Source organism: Microbacterium sp. NPDC055312 (assembly GCF_053645675.1).
In genome coordinates this window covers 80,090-96,126 of the sequence record NZ_JBSHMU010000004.1, presented here as the reverse complement: position 1 = coordinate 96,126, position 16,037 = coordinate 80,090, and the positions used below count along the sequence as shown (strand labels likewise).

16 protein-coding genes are annotated in these 16,037 nt (G+C 71.0%); 11 read left to right on the top strand and 5 right to left on the bottom strand.

Annotated elements, in window-relative coordinates; genetic code table 11:
• Positions 1–26 precede the first annotated feature (26 nt).
• From ACWIDW_RS11655 to ACWIDW_RS11645, 3 genes are read left to right on the top strand one after another with little or no spacing between them, the layout of a single operon-like run.
• The gene (locus ACWIDW_RS11655) at positions 27–860 is read left to right on the top strand and encodes a purine-nucleoside phosphorylase (RefSeq protein ID WP_454125466.1); all 834 of its coding nucleotides are present in this window, start codon (positions 27–29) and stop codon (positions 858–860) included.
• Positions 857–2,521 (top strand): phospho-sugar mutase, encoded by a 1,665-nt coding sequence (locus ACWIDW_RS11650; RefSeq protein ID WP_454125465.1) that lies wholly within the window; start codon positions 857–859, stop codon positions 2,519–2,521. Before ACWIDW_RS11655 ends, ACWIDW_RS11650 begins: the two co-directional genes overlap by 4 nt.
• Entirely contained in the window at positions 2,518–2,793 is a 276-nt protein-coding gene (locus ACWIDW_RS11645) for an HPr family phosphocarrier protein (protein ID WP_454125464.1), read from the top strand. The genes ACWIDW_RS11650 and ACWIDW_RS11645 overlap by 4 nt, the downstream gene beginning before the upstream one ends.
• Here ACWIDW_RS11645 and ACWIDW_RS11640 read toward each other — a convergent pair.
• Positions 2,780–4,687, bottom strand: coding sequence for a BglG family transcription antiterminator (locus ACWIDW_RS11640; RefSeq protein WP_454125462.1), 1,908 nt, complete (start codon positions 4,685–4,687; stop codon positions 2,780–2,782). The genes ACWIDW_RS11645 and ACWIDW_RS11640 overlap by 14 nt on opposite strands.
• 152 nt (positions 4,688–4,839) lie before the next feature.
• Between ACWIDW_RS11640 and ACWIDW_RS11635 the strand changes: the two genes are divergently transcribed.
• The 7 genes from ACWIDW_RS11635 to ACWIDW_RS11605 all read left to right on the top strand — a co-directional run bounded on the left by ACWIDW_RS11635 (position 4,840) and on the right by ACWIDW_RS11605 (position 11,179).
• Entirely contained in the window at positions 4,840–5,163 is a 324-nt protein-coding gene (locus ACWIDW_RS11635; protein WP_454125460.1) for a PTS sugar transporter subunit IIB, read from the top strand.
• Positions 5,160–5,438: an HPr family phosphocarrier protein gene (locus ACWIDW_RS11630; RefSeq protein WP_454125459.1), complete on the top strand. Its 279-nt coding sequence runs from the start codon at positions 5,160–5,162 to the stop codon at positions 5,436–5,438. The genes ACWIDW_RS11635 and ACWIDW_RS11630 overlap by 4 nt, the downstream gene beginning before the upstream one ends.
• On the top strand, positions 5,435–7,093 hold the full coding sequence (ptsP, locus tag ACWIDW_RS11625; RefSeq protein WP_454125457.1) for a phosphoenolpyruvate--protein phosphotransferase: 1,659 nt from the start codon (positions 5,435–5,437) through the stop codon (positions 7,091–7,093). Before ACWIDW_RS11630 ends, ptsP begins: the two co-directional genes overlap by 4 nt.
• Positions 7,094–7,167: 74 nt before the next feature.
• Positions 7,168–8,832 (top strand): PTS mannitol transporter subunit IICB, encoded by a 1,665-nt coding sequence (locus ACWIDW_RS11620; RefSeq protein WP_454125455.1) that lies wholly within the window; start codon positions 7,168–7,170, stop codon positions 8,830–8,832.
• Positions 8,829–9,263 (top strand): PTS sugar transporter subunit IIA, encoded by a 435-nt coding sequence (locus tag ACWIDW_RS11615; RefSeq protein WP_454125454.1) that lies wholly within the window; start codon positions 8,829–8,831, stop codon positions 9,261–9,263. The genes ACWIDW_RS11620 and ACWIDW_RS11615 overlap by 4 nt, the downstream gene beginning before the upstream one ends.
• Positions 9,260–10,423 carry a mannitol-1-phosphate 5-dehydrogenase gene (locus ACWIDW_RS11610; protein ID WP_454125452.1) on the top strand — a complete coding sequence of 388 codons (1,164 nt, stop codon included), beginning with the start codon at positions 9,260–9,262 and terminating at the stop codon, positions 10,421–10,423. The genes ACWIDW_RS11615 and ACWIDW_RS11610 overlap by 4 nt, the downstream gene beginning before the upstream one ends.
• 9 nt (positions 10,424–10,432) lie before the next feature.
• Positions 10,433–11,179, top strand: coding sequence for an alpha/beta hydrolase (locus ACWIDW_RS11605; RefSeq protein ID WP_454125450.1), 747 nt, complete (start codon positions 10,433–10,435; stop codon positions 11,177–11,179).
• Here the strand turns inward: ACWIDW_RS11605 and ACWIDW_RS11600 are convergent.
• Positions 11,139–11,822, bottom strand: coding sequence for a helix-turn-helix domain-containing protein (locus tag ACWIDW_RS11600; RefSeq protein ID WP_454125448.1), 684 nt, complete (start codon positions 11,820–11,822; stop codon positions 11,139–11,141). The two genes, ACWIDW_RS11605 and ACWIDW_RS11600, sit on opposite strands and share 41 nt — an antisense overlap.
• A gap of 118 nt (positions 11,823–11,940) precedes the next feature.
• Between ACWIDW_RS11600 and ACWIDW_RS11595 the strand changes: the two genes are divergently transcribed.
• Complete coding sequence (locus tag ACWIDW_RS11595; RefSeq protein WP_454125447.1) at positions 11,941–13,155, top strand: globin domain-containing protein; 1,215 nt, start codon at positions 11,941–11,943, stop codon at positions 13,153–13,155.
• 51 nt (positions 13,156–13,206) lie between these two features.
• On the opposite strand, the gene ACWIDW_RS11590 is transcribed toward ACWIDW_RS11595, so the two are convergent.
• The 3 genes from ACWIDW_RS11590 to ACWIDW_RS11580 are packed head-to-tail and all read right to left on the bottom strand — an operon-like array spanning position 13,207 to position 16,035.
• Positions 13,207–14,292: an adenosine deaminase gene (locus ACWIDW_RS11590; RefSeq protein WP_454125446.1), complete on the bottom strand. Its 1,086-nt coding sequence runs from the start codon at positions 14,290–14,292 to the stop codon at positions 13,207–13,209.
• Positions 14,293–14,308: 16 nt separating this feature from the next.
• A complete protein-coding gene (locus ACWIDW_RS11585) occupies positions 14,309–15,640 on the bottom strand; it encodes a thymidine phosphorylase (protein WP_454125444.1) in 1,332 nt (443 codons plus the stop codon).
• Positions 15,637–16,035, bottom strand: a complete 399-nt coding sequence (locus ACWIDW_RS11580; RefSeq protein WP_271637192.1) for a cytidine deaminase — start codon at positions 16,033–16,035, stop codon at positions 15,637–15,639. The genes ACWIDW_RS11585 and ACWIDW_RS11580 overlap by 4 nt, the downstream gene beginning before the upstream one ends.
• Between the last annotated feature and the right edge of the window lie 2 nt (positions 16,036–16,037).

Sequence of the window (16,037 nt, the reverse complement as noted above, 5' to 3'; positions counted from 1 at the left end):
CCCCGCCACCTTCCTAGAGTGGAGGCATGCGTGACAACTCCGTGAACCCTCTGGACGACCCGACGGCCGATCCGTTCGCCGTCGCCGCCGACGCGGCCGCCGACATCGCTCGCCTGACAGGGGTCGACCACCACGACATCGCCCTAACCCTCGGCTCCGGCTGGGGCAAGGCCGCCGAGCTGATCGGCGAGACCGTCGCCACCGTCCCCGCCACCGAGGTGACGGGCTTCTCGAAGCCCGCGCTGGAAGGGCATGTGGGCACGCTGCGCAGCATCCGCACACCCGGCGGCAGGAACGTGCTGGTGATCGGCGCCCGCACCCACTACTACGAAGACCACGGCGTGCGCCGGGTCGTGCACTCGGTGCGCACCGCAGCCGCCACGGGGGCTGCGATCATGGTGCTCACCAACGGCGCCGGCGGCATCCGCGAGACGTGGCAGCCCGGCCAGCCGGTGCTCATCAGCGATCACATCAACCTCACCGCCGACTCCCCGCTCGAGGGTGCGACCTTCGTCGACCTCACCGACCTGTACTCGACGCGTCTGCGCGACATCGCCCGCACCGTCGACCCCACTCTCGACGAGGGCGTGTACACCCAGTTCCGCGGCCCGCACTACGAGACGCCCGCAGAGGTGCAGATGGCAAAGGCGATCGGCGGGCACATCGTCGGCATGTCCACCGCCCTCGAGGCGATCGCGGCCCGGGAGGCGGGAATGGAGATCCTCGGCCTCTCGCTCATCACGAACCTCGCCGCCGGCATCCAGAAGACCCCGCTCAGCCACGAGGAGGTCATCGAGGCCGGCCGTGAGGCCGAGCCGGTGATCTCGGCGCTGCTGGCCCGAGTGATCGAGGCGCTGTGAGCGAGCGGCTGTCCCAGGCGCGCGCCTGGCTGCGACAGGACCCGGATGCCGAGACCCGTGACGAGCTCGCGGGAATCATCACCCGCGCCGCCGGCGGTGAGGCCGCGGCTCTCGCCGACCTCGAGGACCGCTTCGGCCGACGTCTGGCCTTCGGCACCGCGGGCCTGCGCGGCGAGCTGGGTGCGGGCAGCAATCGCATGAACCGGGTGCTGGTGACCCAGGCGGCCGCCGGCTTCGCGGGCTACCTGCTGCAGCGGAGCACGACCCGCCCGACGGTGGTCATCGGCTACGACGGGAGGCGCAACTCCCGGCGTTTCGCGCTGGACTCCGCCGAGATCCTCGCCGGTGCGGACCTGCGCGCGATCCTGCTGCCACGGCTGCTGCCGACACCGGTGCTCGCGTTCGCCGTGCGTCATCTGCAGGCGGATGCCGGGATCATGGTCACGGCCAGCCACAACCCGCCGAACGACAACGGGTACAAGGTGTACCTCGGCGGCGGCGACGGCGGTTCGCAGATCGTCGCTCCGGAGGATGCGCAGATCGCCGCGCACATCCAGCGCGTCGCCGATGCGGGCGATGTGGGACTGCTGCCGCGCTCGGATTCCTACCAGATCGCCGGGGAGGACGTCGTCGACGCGTACATCGCGGCGACCGCGGCGGTGGCACCGGCGCCCTTCGGCGTGCAGGAGATGCGCTGGGTGTACACCGCCATGCACGGCGTGGGCTGGGAGACCTTCTCGCGCGTCGTCAAGGCGGCCGGCTACCCGGCGCCCCGGATCGTCGACGCGCAGCGCGACCCCGACCCGACGTTCCGCACCGTCTCGTTCCCCAATCCCGAGGAGCCTGGCGCGATGGATCTCGCGGTCGCCCGAGCCCGGGAGGCCGATGCCGAGTTCATCATCGCGAACGACCCCGACGCCGACCGCCTCGCCGTCGCCATCCCGGATCCCGCGGCCGACGGCGGCTGGCGCCGCCTGACCGGGAACGAGGTCGGTCTGCTGCTCGGCTGGCGCGCGGCACGAGCCGCGCAGGGCACACCCGGGGCGTCGCTCGCCTGCTCGCTGGTCTCGTCCCCGGGACTGGGTGCGGTCGCCGAACGCTACGGACTCGACTTCCACGAGACGCTCACCGGCTTCAAGTGGATCTCCCGCGCGCCCGGCATGGTGTTCGGCTTCGAAGAGGCGCTGGGCTACCTGGTGAACCCCGACACCGTGCGCGACAAGGACGGCATCTCCGCTGCCGTCGCGCTGCTCGGACTCGCCGCCGAGGCGCGGGTGCGCGAGACGACCATCGCCGGTCTGCTCGACGAGCTCGGCGCGGAGATCGGTCACTTCGCGAGCGGCCAGGTGTCGGTGCGCGTCGACGACCTGGCGCTGATCGGCGCGACGATGGCGTCTCTGCGTGCCCAGCCGCCCGCGGCGTTCGGCACCCGCACGATCGCATCGGCGGAGGATCTGGCCGCCGGCGACGTGGGTGTGCCCGCCGGCGACGTGCTGCGCTACCGCCTCGACGACGGCTCGCGCGTGATCGTGCGCCCGAGCGGCACCGAGCCGAAGCTGAAGGTGTACATCGACGCGCGCGGCGACTCCCCCGCCGCGGCTGCCGGGGCGGTGACCGAGCTCGACGCCGCCGTGCGGGACATGCTCGCGGAGCGGCAGTGACCCTGCTGCGACGACGCATGACGGTCGACGTGCACAACGGCGTGCACGCCCGGCCGGTCGCCGAGCTGGTGCGGCTGGCACAGGCGCACGGGTCGCCGGTGCGGGTGACGACGGATGCCGGCGACAGCGCCGACCTCTCCAGCGTGCTGGCGGTCATGGACCTGGCGATCGAGTCGGGGCATTCGGTGACCGTCGAGGTCGCCGACGCTCCGGGTGCCGCGGCCCTGCTGGACGCGATCGCCGAGGTGCTCGCCCCGCTCAGCCGTCGATGACCGCGACCAGCTCGTCGAGGAACGCGTCGAAGCTCGTCGCCCGCCGCACGATCCGCTGAACGCTGTCGCGCTCGCTGAACACCTCCACGAGCTGCTCGAACACCGTCTGGAAGGCATCGCGGTCGCTCTCGCTGAACGCGGCGAGCGCCACGACCTGGACGCGTCCGCCGCCCCACGCCACCGACCCGTCGGCGATGCCGATCGCGATCGCCGTGCGGCGGGCGGTCATCTGCAGGGCGTGCGGCACCGCCAGCGCGTCCGTGAACGCGGTCGACGACATGCGTTCGCGCAGGATCGTGTTCTCGACGTAGTCCTCGCCGATGAGCCCGGATGCGGTGAGCAGCCCGCCCAGATGGCGGATGATCCGCTCCTCTCCCGCGTCGGGCAGCGGCACGAGGAACGCCTCGGGAGAGAAGTACCGGCGCAGCTCGTCTCGTAGCCGGCCGAGTCGGCGCGTGCGCCGGATGCGCGCGGCCGCCTGCTGCACCCGCTCGATGTCGGCCTCGCTGAGGAACGGCTGGATACGCACGATGCGCTCATCCGAGCCCGAGACCGGCACCGTGCTCAGCACCAGGTCTGTGTCGAGTGCGGCCCACTCCGGGTCGACGCTGGTGTCGACGCTGGTGACCTCGATGAGCCGGCCGAGCGAGCGGTCGACGCTCGACCGCAGCAGCTCCTGCAGCTCCTGGTAGCCCGGGCAGATGATCGTGGCGGTGAGGATGGCATCCGCCGCCCTGCTGCGCTCCAGCCGCCCTCCGACGTGCATCGCGATGTATGCGATCTCATCCTCCTGCAGCGGCACCCCGAGCCGCTCGTGCAGCCCGCTGGCTATCGACACCGCGACCTCGAAGATCATCGGATACGACGACTTCAGCGACCGGGTGAGCGGGTTGCGGGTCCACGCCTGCTCCTGCGAGCGGTGCAGCAGGTTCTGCACGTGCAGGCTGAGGCGCACGATGAACGCATCGTCGACGAGATCCACCTGGTAGTCGTGCGCGGCCTGCTCGATCTCGGCGCGCACCGCCCGCTCCACCTCGGCATCGGCGGCGCGGCGCGCGCGCGGCTGCGCGTGCTCTCCGGGGGTGACGACACGGGTGAGCACGAGATTGGCGAGGTGCTCTCGATCACCCTGGCCCAGCACCACGCCGAAATGCCTCTCGGCGAGGCGGGCGATCGCACTGCCCACCATCGCGACGGCGTCGTCGATCGGCTCGACGCGCGACGTCAGCGCACGCCCGCCTGCCACCCGCTCGGCGGCGATGGTGATGTGCAGCAGCACGTCACTGATCGCCAGCTCGTTCACGTAGTACCCGAGTGCGCCCAGCTCGCGCACGAGCGCTGTCTTGAACGGCCCGACCGCCCGCGCGGGCACCGCCTCGGGTTCGAGCGCTCGCTGCAGCGCATCCGGTCGCAGCGGGCCTGCATCCATCTCATCCTGCGCGAGCCTGCTCAGCAGCCGGCGCAGCGCCTGCTCATCGCCACGCAGCCGCACCCGGTCCCGGTCGCGCTCCAGGCGCACGCCGCCGCCCTCGAGCAGGGCACGCACGCGGCCGAGGTCGCTCTCGAGCGTGGTCTCGCTGATGTGCAGCGCGAGGGCGGTGTCATAGACGTCCACGCCGTCGACCTCGTCGATCAGGGTGCGGATCAGACGGTGCAGTCGCGCACGCGGCGTGCCGGGATCGGCCTCGCCGACCAGGTCGATCGCCCGGGTCGCGGCGCGGTACCCGGCCGGCCCTGATTCCACGGCGTCGGCGGAGCGCGCGTTCAACGCCGCGACGTAGGAGCGGATGCTGCGGGGCGTGACCCCGAGCTGATCGGCGAGGCTCGCCGCCGTCGCCCACCCGTCCTGTCTCAGGAGGATGCCGAGGAGCTGATTCTGGCGCTGACGCGACATCGCTCCGCCTTCCTCATCGATCACCCCGTGCGCTCCATGATGCCAGCCCCTCGCACGACGGGCGCGGAAGCCGATGTTCCGCCGGGGCGGAAGGAAGCCTGCTGGAGAGGCCCTGACCGGGCGAGCCACACTGAACGAGGAAAGGCGGATCGATGCGGATTCTCGTGGTGTGCGGCGCCGGAGCGTCGAGCACGTTCGTCGCCCAGCGGCTCGCCCGTGCCGCCGACGGCGCGGGCCTTCCCTGGACGGCTGAGGCCGGCACCGAACGCACGGCGCTCACGGCCGCAGGCGTCGACCTCGTACTGGTCGGCCCGCACCTCGCCGAGCACACGGAACGCATCCGCACCGCTCTCGCCGGCCGGTGCCGCGTGATCGCCCTGCCACCCGACGCATTCACCGATTTCGACGGCAGCCGCACGCTGCGTCTCGTCCGCGACGCGATGACCGCGCCGCACGACCGGAAGGAACACCCATGACCGTCTCCTCGCGCACCGTCCGCATCGGCTCCTCCCACGGCCTGCACGCCCGCCCCGCCAAGCTGTTCGCTCAGGCCGCCAAAGAGGCGGGCATCCCGGTAACCGTCGCGAAGGACTCCGGAAAGGCCGTCAACGCCGCGAGCATCCTCTCGGTCATCGCGCTCGGCATCGACTTCGGCGACCACGTGGTGCTCACCGCCGAAGGCGAGAACGCCGAGGCGGTTCTCGACCACCTCACCGAGCTGCTCACCACCGATCACGATGGGGCGTCATGAGCCTGCTGCGCGGGGTGGGCATCGGACAGGGCGTCGCGGCCGGTCCCGTCGTGCGCATGGCCGAGGCGCTGCCGGCACCTGAGAAGCAGAGCAGCGCGCGGGGGATCGACGAAGAGCGCGCTCGTGCCCGCGAGGCCGTGGCTCACGTCGCCGCAGAACTGCAGCAGCGGGCGGATGCCGCGGGCGGAGCCGCCCGGGATGTGCTCGAGGCCCAGGCGATGATCGCGGAGGATCCGAGCCTCGAAGAGGAGGTCGACGCCCGCCTCGACGAAGGCAGCACCGCCGAGTGGGCGGTGCACGACGCATTCGCCGGGTTCCGTGCGACCCTCGAGGCGGTCGGCGGCTACCTCGGCGAACGGGCCGCCGATCTCGACGACATCGCGCAGCGTGTGCTCGCCCGTCTGCAGGGGGTCACGGCTCCCGGTGTGCCCGATCCCGGGCATCCGTTCGTGCTCGTCGCCCGAGACCTCGCGCCCGCCGACACCGCGCTGCTCGAGCTCGACCGGGTGCTCGCCCTCGTGACCAGTGACGGCGGCCCCACCTCGCACACCGCGATCCTCGCCCGCGAGAAGGGCATCGTCGCGGTCGTCGGAGCGAGCGGCGCCACAGCACTCGGCGACGGGCAGACGGTGATCGTCGACGCCGCCGCCGGCACGATCGACGACGCGCCGGGAGCGGCTGAGCTCGCCGCCGTCGACGAGCGCCTCGCCGCGCGCGCCGCGGAGGACGCCGCCCCTGCGTCGCCGGGCATGCTGGCCGACGGGACCCCGATCAGCCTGCTCGCCAACCTCGGCCGGCCCGCCGACGCGGCCGACGCCGTGGCACGCGGCGCCGAGGGTGTGGGACTGTTCCGCACCGAGTTCCTGTTCCTGTCGGCCTTGCAGGCTCCCACCATCGAACAGCAGCGTGCCGCGTACATCGAGCTGCTGCAGGCGTTCGAGGGGAAGAAGGTGGTGGTGCGGATGCTGGATGCCGGCGCCGACAAGCCACTCGCGTTCTTGAACGACGCGCACGAGGAGAACCCCGCTCTGGGCCTGCGCGGCCTGCGCGCGCTGCGCGCGAGCGAAGACATCCTGCGCGAGCAGCTCACCGCGCTCGCCGAGGCGGATGCCGCGACCGCGGCCGACCTGTGGGTGATGGCGCCGATGGTGACCACCGTCGAGGAGACCCGGTACTTCACCGCGCTGGCGCGGGAGTTCGGGCTGAAGACCGCGGGGGTCATGGTCGAGGTGCCCGCCAGCGCACTGCTCGCCGACCGCGTGCTCGCGCACGCCGACTTCGCCTCGATCGGCACGAACGACCTCACCCAGTACACGATGGCCGCCGACCGCCTGCTCGGCTCGGTCGCGTCGTTCCAGGACCCCTGGCATCCGGCGGTGCTGCGTCTCGTGCGCGAGGTCGGCGACGCCGGCGCGCGCACGGGCAAGCCCGTCGGCATCTGCGGCGAGGCTGCGGCCGACCCGCTGCTGGCCGTCGTGCTCGTCGGCCTCGGCGCGTCGAGCCTGTCGATGGCGCCCGCGGCGCTCGCCGATGTGCGCGGATCTCTTGCACAGCACGCACTCGCCGATGCCAGACGCATCGCCGCGGCCGCGCTCACCGCGGACGATGCCGCCGGGGCCCGCGAGGCCGCGCGCGCCGCGGCCGTCCGGACCTGACACGCGACCCCTGCACGATACACCCGCACACGACACAGCATGCGCTCACCGCATCAGAACAGAGAGAGGACATCATGACGACGACGTCACCGACAAAGACCGGAGGAGCACGCGTCGCCGTGCAGCGCTTCGGCACGTTCCTGTCCGGCATGATCATGCCGAACATCGCGGCGTTCATCGCCTGGGGCTTCATCACGATGCTCTTCATCCCCGCCGGATTCTTCGGCGCCAAGAGCCCGTTCGGCTGGCACTGGTTCCCCGTCGCCGAGATCATCGGCGGTGGTGGTGGGGCCGATGCCATCGGATGGCGCGGTGCCATGACGGCTCTCAGCGAGGGCGATGCCGGCAACTTCGCCGCATACGTCGGTCTCGTCGGCCCGATGATCACCTACCTGCTGCCGCTGCTGATCGCCAACACCGGCGGTCGCATCGTCTACGGCGAGCGCGGCGGCGTCGTCGCCACGATCGCCACCATGGGCGTCATCGTCGGCACCGACATCCCGATGTTCCTCGGCGCGATGATCATGGGCCCGATCGCCGGCTGGGTCACCAAGCAGATGGACAAGCTGTGGGACGGCAAGATCAAGCCCGGCTTCGAGATGCTGGTGAACAACTTCTCGGCCGGCATCCTCGGCATGATCCTCGCGATCGTCGGGTTCTTCGCCTTCGGTCCGATCATGCTCGGCATCAGCGCCGTGTTGGGCGGCGCCGTCGGCTGGCTGGTGTCGATGCAGCTGCTGCCCGTCGTGTCGATCATCGTCGAGCCGGCGAAGGTGCTGTTCCTGAACAACGCCATCAACCACGGAGTGTTCACACCGCTTGGCATCGAACAGGCCAGCGAAGTGGGCAAGTCGATCCTGTTCCTCATCGAGGCCAACCCCGGCCCCGGACTCGGCCTGCTGCTGGGCTTCACCTTCTTCGGCATCGGCGCGGCGAAAGCCTCAGCCCCCGGAGCGATCATCATCCAGTTCTTCGGCGGCATCCACGAGATCTACTTCCCGTACGCGCTGAGCAAGCCGATGACGATCCTCGCCCTGATCGCCGGCGGAGCCGCGGGCGTCACGACCAACATGATCCTCGGCGGAGGACTGGGCTTCCCCGCCGCACCCGGCAGCATCATCGCCGTGACCGCTGCCGCCATCGGTTCGGGCGTCGGCAACCTGATGGTCGTCTACCTGTCGGTGATCATCGCCGCGACCGTGACGTTCCTGATCACCGGGGTGATCCTGCGGGCCTCCCGCAAACGCGACCTGCTCGCCGAGGCGGACGCCTTCGGCGCGGCGATCGCGCAGACCGAGGCCAACAAGGGCAAGAAGTCGGCCGCCATGGATACCCTGCGCGTCAGCAGCGACAGCGTCACCGTCGCCCAGACCGAAGAGCTGGCCGACAAACACGAGACCCAGGCGGAGACGGCCGGACTCGCCGACGGCGGCATCGTCAGCACGAAGCCGATCCAGTCGATCGTGTTCGCCTGCGACGCCGGCATGGGCTCGTCGGCGATGGGCGCGAGCGTGCTGCGCAACAAGATCAAGAAGGCGGGCCTCGAGGGCATCACTGTCACCAATGCGGCGATCGCGAATCTCGACGGCACCGCCGACCTGATCATCACCCAGCAGCAGCTGACGGACCGTGCACGGGCGAAGTCGCCGGATTCGATCCACGTTTCGGTCGACAACTTCATGAACTCGCCGAAGTACGACGAGGTCGTCGAGATGGTCCGCAACCAGGAGGAAGAATGAGCGTTCTCACACCCGACCGCGTGCGCATCCATCCCGGAGGGGCCACCCGCGACGAGGCCATGAAGGAGGCGGCCGACGTGCTCGTCGCCGCCGGCGCCGTCACCGCCGACTATCTGCAGGCGATGCACGAGCGCGAGAAGGCGGTGTCGACGTTCATGGGCAACGGCCTGGCGATCCCGCACGGCACGAACCATGCGAAGGACGCCGTGCTCGGCTCGGCGCTCAGCGTCGTGCGCTACGACGGGGGCGTCGACTGGGACGGCGAACGCGCCACCTTCGTGATCGGCATCGCCGGGAAGGACGGCGAGCATCTCGACATCCTGTCTCAGATCGCGATCCTGTTCTCGGAGGAGGACGACGTGGCCCGACTCAACGCGGCAGCCGATCCCGACGAACTGTACGCGCTGCTCGCGGCGGTGAACGAGGCATGAAGGCCGTCCACTTCGGCGCCGGCAACATCGGCCGCGGGTTCGTCGGTCTGCTGCTGCATCAGGGCTGCTACGACCTGGTGTTCTCCGACGTCGCCGCACCGCTCGTCGACGCGATCAACGCCGTCGACAGCTACACGGTGCACGAAGTGGGCGAGGGAGGTGCCGACACTGTCGTGACCGGTTTCCGGGCGATCGACAGCGCCGCCGATCCCGAGGGCCTGGTGGCGGAGATCGCCGACGCCGCTGTGGTGACCACCGCGGTCGGCCCGAGCATCCTGAAGTTCGTCGCGACGCCGATCCTGGAGGCGCTGCGGCGGCGGAGTCCCGCCGCAGCGCCGCTGCAGGTGATGGCGTGCGAGAACGCGATCGGCGCCACCGATCTGCTCCGCGACGAGATCGTCGAGCGGGCGGGTGCGGAGTGGGAGGTGCTCGCCGGTCGCGCGGTGTTCGCCAACACCGCCGTCGACCGGATCGTTCCTGGGCAGCCTGCCGGCGGCGGGGTGGACGTCACCGTGGAGCCGTTCTACGAGTGGGCGATCGAGCGCGGCCCGTTCGGCGAGAACCCGCCGCACATCCCCGGCGCGCACTTCGTCGACGACCTCGCCCCGTACATCGAGCGCAAGCTGTTCACGGTGAACACCGGTCATGCTGCGACGGCCTACCTGGGAGCGCAGGCGGGCATCGAGCGCATCTCCGACGCTCTGGCCGACCCGGACATCGCCGCGAAGGTGGCGGCGGCGCTCGAGGAGACCTCGGCGATGCTGTCGGCCAAGCACGGTCTCGACCCGCGCGACCTGGCCGAGTACCGGGCGACGATCCTGCGCCGCTTCGCGAACCCGGCTCTGCCGGACACGGTGTGGCGGGTGGGGCGCCAGCCGCTGCGCAAGCTGTCGCGGCATGAGCGCTTCATCGGCCCCGCTGCCGAGGCCGCCGAGGCCGGGCTCAGCACCGACGCGCTGCTCGTGGCGGTCGCTGCGGCGCTGGAGTTCGACGACCCGGCAGACGAGCAGTCGGTGCAGCTGCAGCGTCGGCTGCGCACCGACGACCCCGCGGTCCTGGCAGCGGACGTGACCGGGCTCGAGGCGTCGCATCCGCTGCTTCCCGCGGTCCGGGATGTGTTCGCCAGGCGGGCCGCCGGCATCGAGCGCACCGGCGGCTAGTCTCGGATCATGCCCGTCACGCGCCGCAGGCGCATCCTCGTCCGAGTCCTGTGGTCGCTGGCGGCCGTGGTCGTGCTGCTCGTCGCGGGCACCCTGATCTGGACCCAGGTCGGGGTGATGGCCGCCGAGCCCGATCCGCTCGCGCAGGCGGAGGCGAACCCCGCGTTCACGATCGAGTCTGCGCCCGAGGGCATCGTGCTCTCCCCCGCCGACGGCGACTCGGACGTCGGCCTCGTGTTCATTCCGGGGGCGAAGGTGCAGCCGGAGGGCTACATCGCGACGCTGCAGGATCTCGCCGCCGAAGACGGCATCACGGTCGTCATCACCCGCCCCTGGCTGAACCTCGCGTTCTTCGATCCGCGTGGGGTCGACGCGTTCACCTCCGCGGCGCCCGACGTGGATTCGTGGATGGTGGGCGGGCACTCCCTGGGCGGTGTGCGCGCCTGCCAGCTGGCACCGGACGCCGATGCCCTGGTGCTGTTCGCCTCGTACTGCGCGAGCGACCTGTCGGACTCCCGGATGCCCGTGCTGAGCGTGTCGGGAAGCGAGGACGGCCTGTCGACACCGCAGAAGGTCGCGGATGCCCGGGATCTGCTTCCGGCCGACGCGCGGCTCGTCGAGATCGACGGCGCCTCGCACGCGTCGTTCGGCGCCTACGGCCCGCAGGCCGGCGACGGTGAACCCACGGTCTCCGACCAGGCCGTGCGTGCCCGGCTCACCGAGCTGATCGGGACTCTGGCGGCAGAGGTGCGCTGACCGGATCGGATGCGGTTCGCCCGCGGTGCTCCCCGCGGCGCAGCAGGAGCGCACAGGTGTCGGCGGTGACGAACGGCTCGAGTCGCTCGACCTCGAGCGGACCGTCGACCTGGGCGAGCGTATCGCGCACCAGGCGCGCGTGGGCGCCGCAGACCGTCGCCTGATCCTGCGCGATCATCCCCCGGTAGCGGCACGGCATCATCTCGAAGCGCAGTGCCGACTCGTCGAGGACGGGACTGAGGCCGGCATCATCGAGGTGCTCGTACAGCACGTCCAGCTGCGTTTCAGCCTCGGTGTCGCCCCTCAGGGCGGCATCCGCGGGCGGCGGCATCACCGCACGCAGCAGCGCACCGCGCCGCCGGGCACCGTCGACCCGACGCCGCGCCGCGGGATTCGAATCCGCCTCGCGCACCGGGTGGTACGCGATCGGCGGTCGGCCCCTGCTGCCCACGTGCAGTCGCTCCTCGCGCACGAGGCCCTCCTGCACCAGCACCCGCAGGTGGTCCCGCGCCGTGTTGAGCGGCATCCCGCATCGTTCGGCGAGTTCCGTCACGCGCATGCCGGGATGGCTCTGCACGGCGCGCAGCAGCTGCAGCCGACTCGGCTGCGTCAGACCGCGGTAATCGTCGACCCGGCGTGGCACCCCTTCACGCTACGCCGGCTGGGGCCGCGGCGCACCGAATAGAACCGGTGAAAACCCCCTCCCTCCCGCCGCACCCGCACGCAGACTCGAGGGGACGCAGACCCACGAAAGGAACGTCATGAAGCTCTCGCCCGAGTCCGAAGCAGTCGTCGCGGCCACCGCCGGCGTCGTCGCCGAGCACGCCGAGCAGATCACGAAGGTGTTCTACCCCGCCATGTTCGCCGCGCACCCCGAACTGCTGCGGGTGTTCAACCGCGCCAACCAGGCGATCGGCGAGCAGCCGAAGGCGCTCGCCGCCTCGGTGGTCGCCTTCGCCGTGCAGCTGATCGATCCGCACGCCCCCGACTTCACTCCGGTGATGCGCCGGATCGCCCACAAGCACGTCTCGCTGGGGATCCGCGCCGGCGAATACACCATCGTCGGCCGTCATCTGCTCGACGCCGTGGGCACCGTGCTCGGCGACGCGGTCACCCCCGCGGTGCGGTCGGCGTGGGACGAGGTGTACTGGCTGTTCGCCACCGCGCTGATCGCCGAAGAGGCGCGCCTCTACGCCGAATCGGGCACCGACCCCGAGAACCCGTGGCGCGACTACCGGGTAGTGGAGCGCTTCGAGGAGTCGGACGACATCTTCTCCCTGCTGCTCGCACCGGTCGACGGGCTCATCCCCTCGCACCGCACCGGGCAGTACGTGGCCATCGCCGTTGATCTGCCCGACGGCAGCCGGCAGCCGCGTCAGTACACGATCTCGTCCGGCCCGCGCGGCGACTCCATCCGGGTGACCATCAAGCGAGTGCACGGAGTGGGCGGGGCGCCCGACGGGCAGGTCTCGACGTGGCTGTGGCAGCACGCGCAGCCCGGCACCATGCTCGACGTCTCGCAGCCCGCCGGCGACGTCGTGCTCGACGACGAGGATCACCCTCTCGTGCTCGTCTCGGCGGGCATCGGCATCACGCCGGTCGCCGCCATCATGGAAGACCTCTCCCGCCGCCAGCCTGCGCGCACCGTGCGGCTGTTCCACGCCGATCGCGCACACGACACGCATGCGCTGTACTCGTCGCTGCGCCGCCAGGTGCTGGCGATGCCGGATGCCAGGGCGCAGAACTGGTACGAGCAGGATGCCGTCGGCGCGCCGACCCTGCACCCGGCGCGCGAGGGATTCATGGACCTCAGCGAGGTCGACCTGCCCGAGCACACGTCGGTGTTCATGTGCGGACCGCTGCCGTTCATGCAGGCCATGCGCCGCACCCTGATCGGGCGCGGCGTGCCGGCCGACCGCATCCATTACGAGGTGTTCGGCCCCGACCTGTGGGCGCAGAACCCCGAAGCCGCCTGAGCGTCAGGGTGCCGGCGCGTCACCGAGGGTGACGGTGGTTCGCCGGGGGCTTCAGCGCTCGAAGCCCTCGGCGATCATCTCGACGAGCTCCTCGCGCTCTTCGACCGGCAGGAACGCGGCGGACGCCGCGTTGAACTGGAACGCCTCGAGGTCGTCGAGGTCGTACCCGAAGGCGTCGACCAGCAGCGAGAGCTCGCGCGTCAGCGACGTGCCGCTCATGGTGCGGTTGTCGACGTTCACGGTGACCGAGAAGCCGAGCTGGTACAGCAGGTCGAACGGGTGATCGGCGAGCTCGTCTCCCCACTGCGCGATCGCGCCCGTCTGCAGGTTCGACGACGGCGAGAGCTCGAGCGGGATCTCGCGGTCGCGCACCCACCGTGCCAGGTCACCGAACTGCACCTGCACCTCGTCGCCTTCGCGTTCGATGATCTGCAGGTCCTCGGCGATGCGCACGCCGTGTCCGAGACGCAGCGCGCGTCCGTCGATCAGAGCGGAGCGGATGGATGCAGGTCCCGCAGCCTCTCCGGCGTGCACCGTGACGGGCAGGAACTCCGCGGCGAGGTAGTCGAAGGCGGCGCGGTGCTCCGACGCGGGGAAGCCGTCCTCCGGCCCGGCGATGTCGAAGCCGACGACGCCGTTCTCGCGATGGCGCACCGCGAGTTCGGCGATCTCCCGCACACGCGAGCCCTGACGCATGGCCGAGACGATCTGCCCGACCCGGATGCTGTGGCCGGCGGCATCCGCCTCGTCCTCGCCCTCCTCGATGCCTCGCTGCACGGCGCGCACCGCGTCGTCGAGGCTGAGCCCGCCCGCGAGGTGCTGCTCGGGCGCCCAGCGCACCTCGCCGTAGACGACGCCGTCAGCCGCCAGGTCGGCGACGAACTCACGGGCGATGCGCGTGAGCGCCCGTTCGGACTGCATGACCGAGGTCACCAGGTCGAACGTCTTCAGGTACTCCACCAGGGAGCCGGCATCACTCTGCTGCGCGATCCAGCGGCTCAGCCCCTTCGGGTCCTGCGCCGGAGCCTGGATGCCGCTTGCATCGGCGAGCTCGAGGATCGTCGCGGGGCGTACGCCGCCGTCGAGGTGGTCGTGCAGCGAGATCTTGGGCAGGGCGCGCAGCTCGTCGATCTTCATGGTGGTCCTCCGGTTCTCAGGCGGTGATGCGCTCGCGCACGATGGGCTGTGCGGCTGGGGCCGCCGCCGGGTCGCCGATCTCGTACGCGCCGTCCAGGGCGTCGAGGGCGCGGGCGAAGCGCCCCTCGTCCTCGGCCGACAGCGTGAACAGCGGCTGCCCCGCGGTGACCTTCTCGCCGGGCTTGACGGCGAGATCGATGCCGGCGGCGAAGATCACCGGGTCCTCGGCGCGCGCGCGGCCGGCGCCGAGGCGCCACGCCGCGATGCCGAACGGCAGCGCGTCCATCCGGGTGACGACGCCGTCGCGATCGGCGGTGACGACGTGCGTCTCGCGCGCGGTCGGCAGCGGGGCATCCGGATCACCGTCCTGGGCGCGGATCATCGCCTTCCAGCTGTCCATCGCGCGGCCGTCGTCGAGGGCGGCAGCGACATCGGCATCCGGCTGCCCGGCCAGCGAGAGCATCTCGCGGGCCAGGGCGAGGGTCAGCTCGCGCACGTCGGCAGGGCCGCCGCCGGCGAGGATCTCGACCGACTCGCGCACCTCGTTCGCGTTGCCGATCGCGAGCCCGAGCGGAACGTTCATGTCGGTCAGCAGCGCCGTAGTCGCCACGCCCGAGTCGGTGCCGAGCTCGACCATCGTGCGGGCCAGCTCACGCGCACGATCGATGTCCTGCATGAAGGCGCCGTTGCCGAACTTCACGTCGAGCACCAGAGCGTCGGTGCCCTCGGCGATCTTCTTCGACATGATGCTCGAGGCGATCAGCGGGATCGCCTCGACCGTGCCGGTGACATCGCGCAGGGCGTAGAGCTTCTTGTCGGCGGGCGCGAGACCCGAGCCGGCGGCGCAGATCACGGCTCCGACATCGCTCTGCATCTGCGCGAACATCTCGTCGTTGCTGAGCGCTGCCCGCCACCCCGGGATGGATTCGAGCTTGTCGAGCGTGCCGCCGGTGTGGCCGAGGCCGCGGCCGCTGAGCTGCGGAACGGCGACACCGAACACGGCCACGAGCGGAGCCAGCGGCAGAGTGATCTTGTCGCCCACGCCACCGGTCGAGTGCTTGTCGACCGTGCGCTTGCCGAGGCTGGCGAAGCTCATCCGCTCCCCCGACGCGATCATCGCGTCGGTCAGCACCCGGATCTCGTCGCGCTGCATGCCGCGCTGGAAGATCGCCATCGCGAACGACGCCATCTGCGCGTCGGAGACGTAGCCGCGGGTGTACGCGTCGACCATCCAGCGCAGCGCATTCTCGGTCACCGAGCCGCCGTCGCGCTTGGCGCGGATGACGTCGATCGCGTCGAACGCTTCGCCGGCGCCGCCAGTGGGTCCCTGAGCCTGCCGAAGGGTCATCGGGCATCCTCCAAGTCGCGCGGGCCGAAGGCGTCGGGCAGCACCTCGTCGATGGTGCGGATGCCCGAGACCGTCTCGAGCAGCATCTCCGGGCTGGAGTGCTCGAAGAGCAGCTGACGGCAGCGGCCGCACGGCATGATCGTCTGCCCGTCGTTGTTCACGCACACGAAGGCGACCAGCCGACCGCCGCCGGACATGTGCAGGTCGCCGACGAGCGCGCACTCCGCGCACAGGCCGACGCCGTACGACGCGTTCTCGACGTTGCATCCCGCGACGATGCGTCCGTCGTCGACGAGGGCGGCCGCCCCCACCCTGTACCGCGAGTACGGTGCGTAGGCTTTCTGCATCGCCTCGGTGGCGACCTGTCTCAGCTCGTCCCAATCGATGTCGGTCACGT